The sequence below is a fragment of the Cytophagales bacterium genome, from assembly GCA_033344775.1.
Taxonomy (GTDB): domain Bacteria; phylum Bacteroidota; class Bacteroidia; order Cytophagales; family Cyclobacteriaceae; genus JAWPMT01.
The window spans coordinates 560,472-576,721 of sequence record JAWPMT010000001.1; the positions used below are offsets into that span (position 1 = coordinate 560,472).

Genomic DNA, 16,250 nt, shown 5'->3' on the forward strand with positions numbered 1-16,250 from the left:
TATGCTCAATTCCAAACTTTAGGGCCGCTTTCGGGGGATTATCTGAATTATCCCGTATTTCTCATGGCTCCTGCCAGTGCGTTGATCGTCAACATCAAACTGGTTTGTGTGGCTGCAATATCAGAATTCGCCTCCTTTTTCATCGTTCGCCATTCCTCCAATAACCGCACTTGATTTTCATGCAATTTTTTCATCATTTCAGATCGCAGTTGATTAGAATAGTGGTGATTTTTCCTTCTCTCCACCAGCGGGCGTTCCAACAAATGATTCAAATGTCTTTTGGTCAGACTCAGTTCATCGAGGAACATCTTCAAGAATTTATCTTTAAGTGCTTCATCTTCTACAAGATTGGCGTAGCTGGCGATAACTTCTTCTTCCGTTGCCGCGAGACTGGTATCTACATTGGTGAGCACATACCGAATGAAAGGATCGGTACTTGTGGCTTTTTTAAATTGCTGATAATCTTCGGGTCGTGTATTCTCCAGAGACTCCAACGTACTACCAATACCATACCAGCTAGTCATATGGCAACGTGCCTGACTCCATGAAAAGACCCACGGAATAGCTCTTAAATCAGAAAGGCTCTGGGCACCGGTACGTTTCGCAGGCCTGGACCCGATTTTACTGTTTTCAATCGCATCAATTGGCGTTGCTTGTCGGAAATAAGGAATGAAGCCTTCCTCATTCATCAATTCCTGATAGCGTTTCTTGGTTTCCGTGGCCAGATGCTCCAATATTTCCTCTTGTGGATGTGGATCCCCTTCAGCGGCAGATTGCTCAATTGACTTACGCATGGTACTCGCAGCTAGCAATTCCAGATTGTATGCGGCATTTACCTTATTGGCATACTTCTGACTGATCGTTTCCCCTTGCTCCGTCAGGCGAATATCTCCGGTGAGTGATCCATGTGGTAACGCACCTATGAAATAATGGGTTGGCCCCGCTCCACGACTGATTGAACCGCCTTTGCCATGGAAAAACTGCAAATGAACGCCATGTTTTCTACCAATGGCACTAAGCCGAGTTTGTGCTTTGTACAATCCCCATTGACTGGCAATGATCCCTCCGTCTTTATTGCTATCACTGTACCCAACCATGACTTGTTGTTTGGGAATATCATTGGTGGTCTTAGCACGATAAGCAATGCTTCTTTGTGTGAAAGGATGACTTAAGAACTGATCCAGGATCTCCGGTCCATTTTCCAAATCTTCTATTGTCTCTAATAAAGGCACAACAGGTATCTTAGAAACCAAACCCTCCTCTGTCCTTTCTATCAGTCCGGCCTCACGCTGCAAGACATAAACAACTAGTAGATCGGACAGTGACCGGGTCATACTGACGATAAACGAACCAATCCCCGCTACACCAAATTTGGATACATGACCTTCAATCACTTTATGTACAGAAACGACTTTGCCAGCCTCTTCTGTTAATTGGACATTTCCTGGCAAAAAAGGCCGATTGGATTCCAATTCTTTGTTCAGGAAATCAATACGCTCCGTCTCAGACCAATTGGCAAAATCAGTAGATTTCATTTGACTTGCTTCCAGCAATTGTGAAATCGCTTTATCGTGAAAGTCACTATTTTGTCTGATGTCAAGCTTGGCCAGACAAAACCCGAAGATATCAAGCATTCTTCTGGCCACTGTTACATCGTCATAAGCGATGGTCTTCGCTCCATAGGCTACCAGGCTCTCCTGCAATAGTCGTAGATCTTTTTTCAACTCTGCAGAACGCATATAGCTACCTTTTAGGTCAGCCAATTCTGTCGCGTGGCCCCGTTTAGTATCTACCGGCAGTTTCGTGATCATTAGATTAATGTACTGTCGGAAAGCTTCACCCGTGTTCCGGTCCAGCGCTTCTTGTCCCCGCTCCCCCAGTTGTTCTACCATCTGCAGCGCACGATCTTTCAACGCCGGCAATGCCTTGTCCAGAGGCAAGCTAAAACTAAGTCTAGTGACAAGCTCAGAAAGCTTTCTTCGAATTACGACGAACGCATTAAGACGAAGCATCAGCAACGTATGCTGGGTAACTTCAGCGGTCACCAAAGGGTGCCCATCCCGGTCGCCTCCTACCCAGTTTCCAAAAGTGAACCCTGGTAATGCATTTTGATCGAGTAGTTCTTGCTTATCATAACCCAGATGCGACCAGGCTTGCAATAAGCGGCGATCCACCATAGGAATGACACTTGGAAAAACGTTCACCAGGTAATGCAAGACATTACGTAGTTCATCTTCTACCCGTGGTTTCTCAATATAGATCTCTCCAGTCTTCCAAATTCGATACAGGGTCAGTTTGATGTTGTGACGTATGTTTTCTATTTCATCCTCCGTATACATCTGATTTTCTTTCTTCACCAGCAGCAAATACAGTTCACGATAATGCTCAAGCACCGTGGACCGTTTGGCTTCTGTGGGGTGTGCCGTGAGTACCGGTTCAATGTTAGTGGCAATGATTTGTTGAATAATGGCTTCTTTGGAAGTACCCTCATCAATCAATCGACGGATGTTATCAGACCAGAGTCCTCGCACGTCGGCATGTGCGTTTTTACCTTCAATTTCTCGCCGGGATTGTACTGCTCCATTAATCTCAACGATGTTCACCAATTGAAAAACCAACGAATACAATTGGATCTGTCGGTCGGTCATCTCAGCGGCCCTAGTATCTTCCTCGTTGATCAAGGGTACTGCATTGGCCATTTCAAGTTCGCCATTGTCGGCCAGTACCTCCTTAAGCGCAATAAGTAAAAATTCCAGATCCTTGTAGGGCTTCCCTAATTGCTCCTGTAGTAATTTCAAGGTTGAATTCATGAGAGATTCGGATTATTCCATTTACAATATTCAGTACATCATCAGTAGCGGTAGGCTACGCTGATCATGGCAAACTAACCGTCTCACATTCCGAAAGAAACTGAGGTTTCTCACATTGGAACATGAGTTTAAAAGCCTGGCTTTTGGGAATGCTGCCTATCGGGGTGGTGGCAATTTTAATCACTTCTGGGGAACTAGAAAACAGTTCATTTTAAGACATTTCATGCAAACGATGATTTTTTCTGAAAAATTGTTGATCAAAATCGCATTAAAATTGGTTGTGTTAACAAAAGAGCTTTCGCAACGGGTCAGGTAAGCTATCTTTGCGGCCCTAAGTTTAAGCGCTAAGTAACATGAATAATCGAAAATTCCTTCCAGCTGTTATCATTGTTGCGATCTCGTTGATCGTAATTTTTTCCCTTTCCAACAGTATTTTTTATACCATTCAGGCAACAGAGAGAGCAGTAGTGTTTAAAAAATTCTCTGGTGGACTGGATAAGAGAAATATCATCTTGCCCGGATTTCATGTCAAGGCACCCTGGAACGATATCTATCGCTATGATGTAACGGAGAACCAGATAGAAGAAAAAATGGATGTTCTCGACAAGAGTGGCCTTAATATCTCTGTAGACATCACTGTACGCTTTCATCCGATGTATGACAGCATTGGAGAAATCCACGAGACATTTCAAAGAGAGTACGTCCGACGACTAGTTATTCCTGAAGTACGGTCTACAGTTCGCCAAGTAATGGGTCGTTATACGGCTGAAGAGATCTATTCTACTAAACGACCAGAAGTAGAAGCTGCCATCACCAAAGAAACCGAAGCCACCTTGGGCGCACCGGGTAACAATGTGGTCATGCGTGCTTTGTTGATCCGTTCCATCTCGTTGCCTGATCAAATCCGACAAGCCATCGAGAACAAACTAAAACAAGAGCAGGAGGCCCTCGCCTATCAATTCCGATTGGATAAAGAAAAAAGTGAAGCGGAAAGAAAACGAATCGCGGCAGAAGGAGAAGCCCGCGCCAACGAAATCATTAACAATAGCCTTACGGACAATCTGCTAAAAATGCGGGGAATTGAAGCTACTCGAGATCTGTCTAATTCACCTAATTCGAAAGTTGTCGTCATTGGTAGTGGAAAAGACGGTATGCCATTGATCCTCGGAGGAAACTAGTCCGCCTTGGTAGAAATGATTAATTTTAACCCATCAATCAATTTTAATAATTCTTGTATATAAATGTCTAAGACTGCTGAAATTAAGTTTGGAGATAATAGCTTCGAACTTCCTGTCATTGAAGGTACGGAACAGGAGCAAGCCATCGATATTAGTAAATTTCGAGGTACCTCGGGTTTGATCACCATCGATCCCGGATTTAAAAACACAGGTTCTACAACAAGTGCAATCACTTTTCTTGATGGTGAAAAAGGAATCCTAAGATATCGTGGATATCCCATCGAGCAATTAGCAGATCAATCGACATTTCTGGAAGTTTCTTACCTGTTGATCTATGGTGAGCTTCCCAGTGTAACACAATTGGAAGATTTTCAGCAGCAAATTACCAATCACACATTGGTCCATGAAGATTTCAAGAAGTTATTGGATGGATTCCCATCTACTTCTCACCCCATGGGTGTTTTGTCTTCTTTGGTTACGGCTTTGACTGCTTTCTATCCTCAGAGCCTTGATCCTACCCGATCTAGTGAAGAGGTGAATTTGAGCATCATTCGCATCATGGCGAAAATGCCAACGTTCGCAGCATGGTCTTACAAGAATCAAATGGGACATCCGGTGACTTATCCGGATAACAGCCTGGATTATTGCAGCAACTTCCTAAAAATGATGTTTGGACTTCCTTCGAACGATTACACCATTGATCCGGTAGTAGCGAAGGCATTGGACAAACTGTTGATTTTGCATGCGGACCATGAACAAAACTGTTCTGCTTCCACGGTAAGAATTGTTGGCTCTTCTCAGGCGAGCTTATATGCTTCACTTTCTGCAGGTATCAATGCCCTATGGGGACCACTTCATGGCGGTGCCAATCAGGCGGTAATTGAAATGTTGGAAGGCATCAAAGCAGATGGCGGAGACACAAAGAAGTGGATGGCCAAAGCCAAAGACAAAGACGATCCATTCCGATTGATGGGCTTTGGACACAGGGTCTATAAAAACTTCGATCCTAGAGCGAGGATCATCAAGAAAGCTGCTGATGAAGTATTGGATGCACTTGGTGTAACTGATCCTGTATTGGACATTGCTAAAGGTCTGGAAGAAGAAGCATTGAGGGATCAGTACTTCGTGGACAGAAAGCTTTATCCGAACGTAGACTTCTACTCTGGCATCATTTACAGGGCATTAGGTATCCCAACTGAGATGTTTACGGTTATGTTCGCTATTGGTCGTCTACCAGGTTGGATCGCACAATGGAAGGAAATGCGTGAAAACAAAGAGCCGATCGGAAGACCAAGACAGGTTTACACAGGCGCTAACGAGAGAGATTATGTTGATCTAAGCAATCGCTAAGATCTAATACATCATAATATGAGAAGGACGCTTGAAAAGGCGTCCTTTTTTTGTGAATGTACTTTTTCCATCCCTAAGACCCGGGAAAAGTGCATGCATCTGTGTCTTCATAGATAACGCGAAGTGCACAAAAAAGATCGATCTGTTTAAACAGGCTTAAAAAGATCTTTATTTTGGCCTAAGCTTCAAGATATTCAAGTGGATTAACCTTGAAGGAATTCTTTAATCCCAGTAGTTTCCTACTTCATTGACGTTGGATTCTTGTTTTGCTATTTCCATGTCGTTCATTTCGTCACTGCAAGCCACAACTCCTAGAATTATGATTGCCATCCATATTAATCGTTTCATACATAAAAGATATTGATCTTCAGACAAAACTCAATCATAGATCCCCTATTCGAAATGGATGAATGCTTCAAAGTCCTCCTGCCGGTCTTCGAAGATGGAGAACAAAAAAAACCGACCCAGGTGGACCGGCTTATTGGATTCTGATGTCTTTGACTTAAGCATTCGTCATTGCGAAGAATGAAGCAACCTATATTGTCAAACATACTTCGGATAACAATCAAGATTACTTCGTGGCCTCGTAATGACGTATCACTTCTCTTAAGTGAATGACATTATTTTAGACCTGCGAATAATCAATAACTCTCCACTGGTGGTGCTCCTGCGGCTTCCATGGATTCCGCAAGTTTGGGCATCACATTATTCACAATATCATCTAACTCCGCTCGAATGGAAGTCAGTTGCTTTTTTCCAATCTCCAGGCTGGATTTGTGCATCTCAGTGGGGCCATGGGTCGTGCTGGCACCTCTTGCCGCATAGAAAAAGCGATCTCTTGGTGTAGGCATAGATGTTTCCCCTGCTCCTATCACATTTTTCGCCTCATTACCATCGAGCTGAGAGTTGAGTTTTAATAAACGCATTCTGGCATCATAAAGCTCCTTCATCAGTCCGGTCACAGGCTTTTCTGCTCGGGACAATGCGGTTTTCATGGCCTTGACCTTGTCCATGGCATTGCCCATGTCCACCCCTACCTGACTCATCGCTCCTCGATAATCCTCCAATGAAGTGATAAAAGCTGCAATCTCTTCATGGCTAGCCGGAGGTAAAGCAGTCTCTTTCCATAGAGGCTTCACTTCAAACGATTGAGGAGCAGACAGCTCCGTCATGACCCCATCCACTACTTTATTGAGGGTCACTGAATAGCTTCCTGGAACTGCTGGGAAGCTCCTGTTTCGCCCCCTTCTTTCTAACTGAACGACACCTTTATTCATTGTGCTTAGGTCCCAACTCACGCGAGTAATTCCAGACTTATTCTTTCCTGTGATTCGATTGATCACTTTACCGCTACCATCTTTCACTACCAGCACGATCTGTGGTTTTTCCTGCCAGCCCTCTTGTTCTAAGGCATCCCAACCAGGGAAAGGCACATCACTCTTCGACTTGTTCAAGTCCTTCTCTCTCTTTTTACGTTCAGCACTTAGCGTGGTGATTTTATCCTTGAGGTAATAGGTGAAGGTGGCACCATAATCTGGGTTTTCAGCCGAATAGATGGCTCCTTGAGAACCAACGGCGGAAAATTGATCGTACCAATAGGCATCACGAACGGAAAACAACTTTGCTTCAGCATCAAGATCCGAAGCGTTCATCTCTCTTATTGGTGTGATGTCATCCAATACATAGAAGCTCCTTCCAAAAGACGCTCCTACCAGGTCATTTTCTCTACGCTGAATGGTCAGATCGCGGAATGAAATCGTAGGTACACCACTTTTTAGCTTGATCCATTTTGAACCGCCATCTTTGGTGAAAAAGATGCCAAATTCTGTCGCCACAAATAACAGGTCTCGGTCAACATGATCCTGTACTAATCTCCAGGTCAGATGCTTCTCAGGAAGATCACCACTCATCAACGTCCATGATTTACCCTTGTCGGTACTCTTAATCAGGTAAGGCTTAAAGTCTCCGTTCTTATGGTTGTCCAAAGCCGCATAAACGACATTCGCATCGAACAGATCGGCACGTACATCGTTCACGAATGGTCTGGCTGGGAGCCCTTTAACCCGACTCAATTCAAATTTGGACCAGTTCTGTCCCCCATCTTCGGTTACCTGAATGATCCCATCATCCGTACCAGCATAAATCAATCCTTGTTGCTGAGGTGATTCTGCCAACGACGTGATGGTGCTGTAGAAAGACATGGCGTACAGATCCCATGGATTCTCATAACTCTGCAAACGCCCCATGATAGGCAATGAGATGCGCTCTTCCTGACGTGTCAGGTCCCCAGAAATAGCCGTCCAGGCATCTCCCCTATTTTCAGACTTCCATACCCTGGAGGAAGCGTAGAAAATGGTGGCAGGATCATGTGGGCTGACCAGGATTGGGGCATCCCAGTTGTAACGTTCTTCTACCTCACCCTCTCCAGGCTGTGGTGCGATATATACCTGCTCTCTGGTGATCTGGTCGATACGGTGTAAGACACCATGTTGGCTCTGTGCATAAGTAATGTTCGGATTGCCCGGCTCGATCGCCGACTGATGGCCATCTCCGCCAAGTGTTTTCCACCAATCTGAGTTTCTGATACCCGTAGAATTAGGTGTACGGGATGGTCCACCATGTGATCCATTGTCCTGGGTACCTCCATAGATGTAGTAAAACGGCTCAGAATCGTCTACTGCCAGCTTATAGTATTGGGTGATCGGCATGTTATTGATGAAATTCCAGTTCTCGGCTAAATCATAAGATTGATATAATCCGCCATCTGTACCGAGCAGAATGTAATTGGGGTCACTGGTAAACGCAATCGCGTGGCTATCTGAATGAACACCCTGCCTTTTTAATCTCCGATATGACTTACCGTGATCATCGGTAACCAGCATGCTGTTGTTCGCCAGGTACAAACGACCTTCATGGTGTGGGGATGCATAAAGCTCCTGGTAGTAATGAGGTCCCGTACCTCCGGAAACTGCATCAGATTGCTTTTTCCAGGTTTTGCCTTTATTGGTAGACATGTAAATGCCACCTTCTCTCAAATCCTCTTCGATCGCGGCATAGATCACATCCGAATTGAATGGTGAAATGGCCAATCCCATTTTACCCAGATTTGAGCCCGGAATGCCAGAAGTCAATTTCTCCCAGGTCTCGCCACCGTCTGTACTTCGATGCAAGCCAGATCCAGGGCCTCCACCCATATATGCAGCTACGGTTCGGTGACGGTCCCAGGTCGCTGCATACAGCCAATCCGGATTATTAGGATCAATAACGATATCCGTAACCCCAGTCCATTCGCCTTCTCCCAGTGTTTTTTTCCAGTTGGCGCCACCATCAGTACTCTTATACAAACCACGTTCTCCACCACTGGACCAAAGTGGTCCCTGAGCGGCCACCCAAATCACATCAGGGTTTTCAGGATGTACAATGATCTTTGAAATGTGATTCGAATTGGCAAGGCCCAGGTTTTTCCAGGTCTTTCCATCGTCTTCACTTTTATAGATTCCGTCACCAAAACCAACATGTCGACCACCAACATTTTCGCCGGTACCGACCCAGATGGTGTGTGGATTGTTAGGATCAATGGTGATACACCCTATACTATAAACAGATTGGTCATCGAATATGGGATCCCAGGTCACGCCTCTGTTTTGAGTTTTCCAAACTCCTCCCGATCCTACAGCAACATACCAGACGCTTTCATTGGTCGGATGAATGGCGATATCAGAAATCCTTCCGGAAGTAAATGCAGGACCGACACTCCTAAATTCGAGTCCCGCAAACAGTTTTGCATCTAGTTCCTGGGCATATGACGCCACAGTGAATAATGCAAGTATTGTCAATAGTACAATTCTCTTCATTTCCTAAATTGGTTAGATGATTACCAATAAAGAACAAGAACACAGAGAATCAAAGAGCTAATTGATCAAGTGCTAATTTTTGTATGTAAGCTGCCTGGAAACGGGTTAAATAATTAACAAGCCTTAGGACTGATCAAAAGTCATAAAAGCTTCAATTTTATCATCTGAAATCCGCCAATGTTCTCCTTTTGCTTGATACAAAGTGATCAAAGCAAGTAATTCGAGCGGACTTTCGCCTCCGACATGGAGACTTTCATCCTCTGCACGCCAGGAATCACCCTGTTTCGAAATTGCAAATCCCATTTCTTTGATCAATTCAAAAACAGGTGGCTCTGTATTTCCGGCAGCCATTAAATGGTATTTATGATTGGTCTTTGGTTCTAACTTGTCCTGGGCCATCTTAGGTTGTTTTGAAGGTCATCTATTCACAATTAATTTTCTTGTTTGCTCCTGACCACCAGCCAGTACCTTTAAGACATAAAGGCCATTCTCCAGGTGATCCGGAATAACCATCTGCCAAACTCCATCGGCAAGAAACGTCACTTCTGTAATATTCACCTGCTGTCCAGAAATACGATTAAATGAAATTTCATCAATATCTTAATTCACATAATTAACGAAATAATTTAAATCAGTTGGATTGGGGCTTACAGACCACTCAAGAGGAATGACTTCACAAGGAATAGCAGGATCCTGAACTTCCAACTGCGTGATTACATAGGTACATTCCGCGGTAGATTGTACCCAGGAACTATCGCTTTGTGATGTAGTAATATTGGTTACTGTTTCACCGGAAGGGAATGAATAGACTTTTTCTCCCAGAGTTAGGCTGCAAGTTCAATCCCTGATAAAGGTTTTGGTGATCAGTGTTTTGTTCTATACGAATCAGGGTCATGCACGTCACATGAACATCTGTTCGATCAATAACCTCTACCCTAAAAAATAAATTGGATTAATATCGTCGATTCAGAATTTCTGATAAGATCACCGCTTTCTTAGCTTCGCTGGGAGATTTCAGCATGTTTCTGAGTTCGGAAGCAATTTCATTTTCTTCCTCCTGTCTTTCAAAGCGCTTCATTTTGAAATGCTCGTCACGCTCGTAAGAAATATGTGCTCCTTCTGCTTCCTGTATGGAGCGCTCATAAATGGCGCGGCTTTCATCGTCAGCAAAATGTCTTTTCTCTCCTTCCAGTCTGATTTCCTCTTGAAGCGTTGGTCTGGCTGGAGAACTGACTGGCTGGACAACAGGTTCTTCAGTTTGTCTTTCTTCTGTTTCTTGCCTCTCGTGTTCCTCGGTGAATTCTTTCAATAATTCCTCAAAGGATGCAGGGGCCTTCCTCCTGGGAGATTGCTCATCAGCCGTCTGAAGAGGTGATCGAGGCTTCTTTTCGGGCTCTTTCTTCTTCATAGCCCTGGAAATCAGATAAATAGCCGCGAAAGCCAGGTAAACCCATATTTTAAAATCTTCCATAGGAATCGTTTCGAATGTGGAAATTTAATCTAGTCACAGGTAAGTTAAAACTCAGGGAGGTAATTATTTTTGCTGGCTGTGAAATGAGGGACGGACGTATGAAGGCAACTGTTTAGTCGGATGCGGCATATTTCTCCGAACCTGATACCTATCCATACCCTATGCAATTAACTCGCCTGGAGATCAAAGGTTTCAAGAGCTTCGCTGACAAGGTCGTCATCAATTTTGATGAAGGGATCACCGGAATCGTGGGTCCCAATGGGTGTGGTAAATCCAATGTAGTAGATTCTATACGCTGGGTATTGGGTGAGCAAAAAAGCAGGGTGTTGCGATCCGACAAGATGGACAACATCATCTTCAATGGAACCCGTAACCGGAAACCTACGCAGCTTGCAGAAGTTTCCTTGACTTTCAACAATACCAAAAACCTGATCCCTACGGAGTATTCTCAAGTGACCATTACCCGTAGGTATTATCGATCTGGTGAAAGTGAATATCTCCTCAATAACGTAGCCTGCCGCCTTAAAGACATCACCAACCTCTTTTTAGATACAGGAATTGCCTCCAATAGCTATGCCATCATCGAGTTAAAAATGGTAGATGACCTGCTCAACGATAAGGACAATTCCAGACGTGCCTTATTTGAAGAAGCAGCGGGAATTTCCAAATTCAAGATCAGGAAGAAGGAAACACTGAAAAAACTCAGCGATACGGACGATGACCTGGCCCGTGTGGAAGACTTGCTCTTTGAGATCGAGAAAAACCTGAAATCACTGGAGCGTCAGGCCCGGCAAGCGAAGAAATACTACGAGATCAAGGAAGAATATAAGATCACAAGTATTGCCCTTGCACATATCACCATCAAGTCGCTCAATGAGATCCATGACAACATCAATGAGCAGTTGACCAATGAGAATGACAAGAAAATCTCATTGAACAAGCAGCTTTCAGAGAAAGAAGCGTTGATCCAGCAATTCAAAACGGAATTAGTAAGTAAAGAGAAACTCCTGGCCTCTCGTCAGAAAACATTGAACGAGCATGTTCACAAGATCCGTCAGTATGAGAGCGATAAGAAGATCCGAAATGAGCGGCAGAGGTTTCTACAGGATAAGGTTGAGAACCTGAAAGAACAGATCTCACAGGACAAACAGAGCAGCGAGCGTGCCTCCTTCTCAATCATTTCTCTGGAAAATGAAAAGGAGACGGCTGAAGCAATCCTGGCCGACATCACTGAAAAACTGGAAGCGCTTAAAACGGAATACGAGGGACAGAAAGTGAGGACTCAGGAAATCCAGCAAATGGTGAATGAGTCCAATCAGATGTACAACTCTCGAAGAGAACAGGTATTTCAGCAAAGCAAAGAAATTGAGATCAAGGAGATCCAGCTCAGCACCTTGAAGCAGGAATTAGAGAAAACAAGCGAAGATTCCTCCGAACAATCTGCTTCTCTACAAGAATTTGAAAGCAAGCTTGCCGAAATTGATGGAGAGCGGCAACAGGCACAGGAACGTTTCGAGTCTTTGAAACAAAAGGAAGAAAATCTTGCGGAGAACCTGCAACTGAAACGAACCCAACTTTCGGAGTTCAAGGATGAAGAGGCAAAAATCAACCGAAAACTCGATGCTGCTCAAAATGAGTACGCACTGACCAAATCGCTGGTAGAAAACCTGGAAGGTTTCCCGGAAGCCATTAAGTTTTTAAAGAAAAAGAAGGAATACAAAGCCACTCCTCTCCTTTCGGATATTCTGACTACTGGAGAAGAGTACCGTATTTGTATTGAGAACTTTTTGGAGCCCTTCATGAACCACTTCATTGTGAATACCCACGATGAAGCGGAACAAGCAATCGAATTGCTAGCAGAAAGTACTCGAGGCAAAGCAAATTTCTTCGTGTTGGATGAGCTTCAGAAACGCGATTGGGAACCGCAAACCAATATAGAAGGTGCTACTCCAGCTACAGCTATTGTAGAATACGAAGACCAGTATAAAAACCTGATCCATTACCTGCTTCATCATGCGTATGTATATGAAGAAGGTGTGGAAATCAAAAAAGAGTGGGAGCACCTTACCTTCATTGCAAAATCAGGTCAAATCACCCGCGGGGAATACCACATGTCCGGTGGATCTGTCGGCTTGTTCGAAGGAAAAAGAATTGGACGTGCGAAAAACCTGGAAAAGCTCAATGAGACGATCAAAGAGCTGACCAAAAAACAAGGCCAGGTACACACCAAAGTTATCAGTGAAGAAATGCATGTGGAAGACCTTTCCGGTGCTTCACAAGGTGATGAACTGGAGCAGGTCCGGACGGAAATGACGCAATTGAATGAGTCTTACATTTCCTTGAAAACAAGACAAGAGCAATTTGTTTCCATGCTTTCTTCCAATTCTTTGAAAAGAGAAGACCTGGAACACCAAATACAGGAGTTGGAAGGCTCGCTGATTGAACTGCGTCCTTCTCGTGATCTTTTGGAGGAACAGCTTGAGGAACTAGAGTTCCAATCAGGTAATCAGAAACAAGAATTCGAAGCGGCCAATGAGTTGCTCTCACATAAATCGGCAGCTTTCAACGAAGAGAATGTCCTCTTCCACCGACAACAAAACAAGGTAGATTCGGTCAATCAGGAAATTTCCTTCAAAGGGGAAGCCTTGAACAGCAGTCAGGATCGCATCATGCGCAATCAGGAAGAGCTGGAAATGGCCGAGCAGGACCTTTCGGAACTGATCAAGCGGACGGCTGTCAATGATGATGACCTGATCTCCATGTATGAGGAGAAAGAGACCATTGAAGGTGGCGTTAATGAAGCAGAAAAATCCTACTACCAGCTTCGGGGCAACATCGATACGGAAGAAAAGCATGTTCGTGAAGTCCAGCGTCAGCGCGAAACCGTGGATCAGGTGCTGATGCAGTGGCAGAACAAAATGAACGAAACCAAACTGCAATTGCATTCTGCCAAGGATCGATTGTCCGTGGAGTTCAACATCAATTTTGATGACCTGGAAGGTGATATTCCTGAAGGGTTTGAAAATGAAACGGAAGCCAACCTCAAACTCACCACTGAAAAGCTGAAGAATCGCCTGGACAACATGGGGCCGATCAACCCGATGGCTATGGAGGCCTATGAAGAAATCAAGGAACGCTATGATTTCATCACCACGCAGAAAGAAGACTTGTTGAAAGCCAAGGAATCACTATTGAATACCATTGGCGAAATAGATCAGGTGGCGAAAGAAACATTCACCGCAGCTTTTGAAGAGATCAAGGCGAATTTCATCAACGTATTCCGTACCTTGTTTACTGAAGAGGACGATTGTGATTTGAGATTGGCCGATCCCGACAATCCTCTGGAAAGTTCCATCGAGATCATGGCCAAGCCAAAAGGCAAACGCCCGCTGACCATCAACCAATTGTCTGGAGGAGAGAAGACTTTAACAGCCACTTCACTTCTGTTCGCGATCTACCTGATCAAACCTGCTCCTTTCTGTATTTTCGATGAGGTGGATGCTCCGCTGGACGATGCGAACATCGATAAATTCAACAACATCATCCGCAAGTTCTCCAATGAATCGCAATTCATCATCGTTACGCACAACAAGCGTACGATGGCGAGTACAGACGTGATCTACGGTGTAACTATGACAGAGGCAGAACAAGGGGTTTCTAAAGTTGTTCCAGTGGATCTACGTCAGCTGAACTAGAAACCGTCTAAAACCTTAATTCCTGGTCTCCAAAAAGAGAAATTTAGAAGCACATTATGCGACTTTACTCCTGGTTATACTTCGGCAAGATTAATAATCAATCGGATAACTCCGACCCTAAATGGAGCCAAATTGATTTTGACCGACCCCTTTAGGGAATTGAAGCGACCCTCGCCGGGGGTACAGGAGGAATCTTGTCAAAGTATAATTATCAGTTCCACCCTTACAATTACCTGAATTTTCTCGCTTCTTTGTTTCGGTATTCCGGCTATATTTGCTTTGTTTTTTGTTCCTATTTTGGCATTGAAAGAGCATGCGTCTTAGCCTCCTAGCCCGAAAGCTTTCTGTAAAACCTTCTGTAATCATCAATGAACTTCTCGTCGAAGGAGAAAAACCTCTTCATGGCAACTCGAAATTGTCAGAAGAACAAATCGACGAGATCATCAAGCTCTTTGGCCCACTGCCTGAAGAGGTTGAAGAACCGGAACCAGTTGAAGCCATCGCAGAAAAAGATGCTGTAGAAAAAGCATCACCTTCCGAACCCATAGAAGCCGTTGAAACCGTAGTAACTGAATCAGCTACTGATGTTTCTGAAGAGATCACTCAAACAGAAAATGAGCCTTTAGCCATAGAAGAATCACAAGATGCGGTTCTGGAAACAGCTGAAAATGAGGAAGAAATTGCTATCTCAGTGGAAGTGGCGGAAGCGGAAGAGGAGCCAACAATCATCGATCAGGCTGAAGAGCACCAAGAATCGGAGGAAGTTACCGAACAGGAAGAAGCGGTTGAAGAAGCAAACGAAGTTGAGGAAATGGTAAGCCTTGAGACTTCCGACAATGGGCATACCGAAGGATTAGTTGACGTTGATAATGAAGCTTCTGAGAAAACTGAAAAACGGGAAGTATTGGTTTCGGATCTTCTGGAAGACCCGGATGAGGAACTATTAGAAAACACGGACGTTCTGATCAAGGCACCCAAAGTCCACTTACCAGGATTGACCGTAAAAGGGAAAATCGATCTCCCAGAGCCTAAACCCAAGCAAGAAAAAGAAGCAACTGAAAAAGATGAAGATACCGAAGGAGATTTCCGTGGCAGACGCGGCCGTCATCGAGGTAAAAGAAGAAAGCAGACCAATCCTGTAGCTGCTGCCAGAATTCGTGAAGAACGAAAGGCAGAACGGCAAAAAAAAGCCCAACAGCTACAAGAAAAAGACCGAAAACGCAAGCATTATCAACAGAACATCCAGTCAAAGGCGGCTCCCCCTCCCAAGAAAAAACCAACAAAGAAAGTTCCAGGACATGAGCAAGTAAAGCCTACCCAAGGAGCACCTACCAAAATGAACGCCCTACAGCGATTCTGGAAATGGATGAATACCTGATAGGTATTGTTCTCTTAGTTTAAGCTGATCTAAATAATCTGTTCTCAATTCATGGGCCCATTCATGTGCCTCTTTCTCCCATGGGCGATCTGCATATGGAATTCGATCTACATCATAGCTTTCCCCAAGCCAGGTAACATCCTGGCCTTTATCTTCCAATGAACCATGAATGTATTGCGCTGCATGCACCATTTCATGCGCCAGGGTCATGGATTGTTCTGATGGTGTAAGTCTACGATTGATCCAAATCATGATCTGATGAGGTGCCTTTTCAAATCCTGTATACTGATATTGCATAAGCCCTTTTTTCAGACCTGGAAACCGCAATGAATACCTTACCTGAATTGTAGCAGCCTGATTAATCCCAAGAGCTCTAGCATAGAACATGAGTTCGTTCATTATTTTTTTCGGCATTTGCTCAGCTATCCTGATCACGGGAACGCAGTGTCTGTTTTTAGCTTGAAGCTTGAATGTAATAGTGAGAATGGCAATAAATAACACCCAACATTTGAAA

At 44.2% G+C, this 16,250-nt stretch carries 11 protein-coding genes; 4 read left to right on the top strand and 7 right to left on the bottom strand.

Going from position 1 to position 16,250, the window contains the following annotated elements:
* Positions 1-47: 47 nt before the first annotated feature.
* Positions 48-2,810 carry a phosphoenolpyruvate carboxylase gene (locus R8G66_02250; GenBank protein ID MDW3191148.1) on the bottom strand — a complete coding sequence of 921 codons (2,763 nt, stop codon included), beginning with the start codon at positions 2,808-2,810 and terminating at the stop codon, positions 48-50.
* A 353-nt stretch (positions 2,811-3,163) separates the two neighbouring features.
* On the opposite strand from R8G66_02250, the gene R8G66_02255 reads away from it, so the two are divergent.
* The gene (locus R8G66_02255) at positions 3,164-3,988 is read left to right on the top strand and encodes a prohibitin family protein (protein MDW3191149.1); all 825 of its coding nucleotides are present in this window, start codon (positions 3,164-3,166) and stop codon (positions 3,986-3,988) included.
* A 63-nt stretch (positions 3,989-4,051) separates the two neighbouring features.
* Positions 4,052-5,338 (top strand): citrate synthase, encoded by a 1,287-nt coding sequence (locus R8G66_02260; protein MDW3191150.1) that lies wholly within the window; start codon positions 4,052-4,054, stop codon positions 5,336-5,338.
* Between the two features lie 222 nt (positions 5,339-5,560).
* Here R8G66_02260 and R8G66_02265 read toward each other — a convergent pair whose 3' ends face one another.
* From R8G66_02265 to R8G66_02285, 5 genes are all read right to left on the bottom strand, one after another.
* Positions 5,561-5,686 (bottom strand): hypothetical protein, encoded by a 126-nt coding sequence (locus R8G66_02265; GenBank protein ID MDW3191151.1) that lies wholly within the window; start codon positions 5,684-5,686, stop codon positions 5,561-5,563.
* A 293-nt stretch (positions 5,687-5,979) separates the two neighbouring features.
* Positions 5,980-9,192: a glycosyl hydrolase gene (locus R8G66_02270; GenBank protein ID MDW3191152.1), complete on the bottom strand. Its 3,213-nt coding sequence runs from the start codon at positions 9,190-9,192 to the stop codon at positions 5,980-5,982.
* Positions 9,193-9,315: 123 nt separating this feature from the next.
* Positions 9,316-9,591: a hypothetical protein gene (locus R8G66_02275; GenBank protein ID MDW3191153.1), complete on the bottom strand. Its 276-nt coding sequence runs from the start codon at positions 9,589-9,591 to the stop codon at positions 9,316-9,318.
* Between the two features lie 18 nt (positions 9,592-9,609).
* Positions 9,610-9,750 carry a hypothetical protein gene (locus tag R8G66_02280; GenBank protein ID MDW3191154.1) on the bottom strand — a complete coding sequence of 47 codons (141 nt, stop codon included), beginning with the start codon at positions 9,748-9,750 and terminating at the stop codon, positions 9,610-9,612.
* A 394-nt stretch (positions 9,751-10,144) separates the two neighbouring features.
* Complete coding sequence (locus tag R8G66_02285; protein MDW3191155.1) at positions 10,145-10,663, bottom strand: hypothetical protein; 519 nt, start codon at positions 10,661-10,663, stop codon at positions 10,145-10,147.
* Between the two features lie 161 nt (positions 10,664-10,824).
* Here R8G66_02285 and smc point away from each other — a divergent pair, with 161 nt between their 5' ends.
* A complete protein-coding gene (gene smc, locus R8G66_02290; GenBank protein MDW3191156.1) occupies positions 10,825-14,358 on the top strand; it encodes a chromosome segregation protein SMC in 3,534 nt (1,177 codons plus the stop codon).
* Positions 14,359-14,671: 313 nt separating this feature from the next.
* A complete protein-coding gene (locus tag R8G66_02295) occupies positions 14,672-15,736 on the top strand; it encodes a hypothetical protein (GenBank protein MDW3191157.1) in 1,065 nt (354 codons plus the stop codon).
* Here the strand turns inward: R8G66_02295 and R8G66_02300 are convergent.
* On the bottom strand, positions 15,704-16,135 hold the full coding sequence (locus R8G66_02300; protein ID MDW3191158.1) for a hypothetical protein: 432 nt from the start codon (positions 16,133-16,135) through the stop codon (positions 15,704-15,706). The genes R8G66_02295 and R8G66_02300 overlap by 33 nt on opposite strands.
* Positions 16,136-16,250 lie beyond the last annotated feature (115 nt).

Coding starts and splice junctions, on each gene's coding strand:
- R8G66_02250 (MDW3191148.1), bottom strand. CDS start 2,810: ATGAATTCAACCTTGAAATTACTACAGGAGCAATTAGGGAAGCCCTAC.
- R8G66_02255 (MDW3191149.1), top strand. CDS start 3,164: ATGAATAATCGAAAATTCCTTCCAGCTGTTATCATTGTTGCGATCTCG.
- R8G66_02260 (MDW3191150.1), top strand. CDS start 4,052: ATGTCTAAGACTGCTGAAATTAAGTTTGGAGATAATAGCTTCGAACTT.
- R8G66_02265 (MDW3191151.1), bottom strand. CDS start 5,686: ATGAAACGATTAATATGGATGGCAATCATAATTCTAGGAGTTGTGGCT.
- R8G66_02270 (MDW3191152.1), bottom strand. CDS start 9,192: ATGAAGAGAATTGTACTATTGACAATACTTGCATTATTCACTGTGGCG.
- R8G66_02275 (MDW3191153.1), bottom strand. CDS start 9,591: ATGGCCCAGGACAAGTTAGAACCAAAGACCAATCATAAATACCATTTA.
- R8G66_02285 (MDW3191155.1), bottom strand. CDS start 10,663: ATGGAAGATTTTAAAATATGGGTTTACCTGGCTTTCGCGGCTATTTAT.
- smc (MDW3191156.1), top strand. CDS start 10,825: ATGCAATTAACTCGCCTGGAGATCAAAGGTTTCAAGAGCTTCGCTGAC.
- R8G66_02295 (MDW3191157.1), top strand. CDS start 14,672: ATGCGTCTTAGCCTCCTAGCCCGAAAGCTTTCTGTAAAACCTTCTGTA.
- R8G66_02300 (MDW3191158.1), bottom strand. CDS start 16,135: ATGAACGAACTCATGTTCTATGCTAGAGCTCTTGGGATTAATCAGGCT.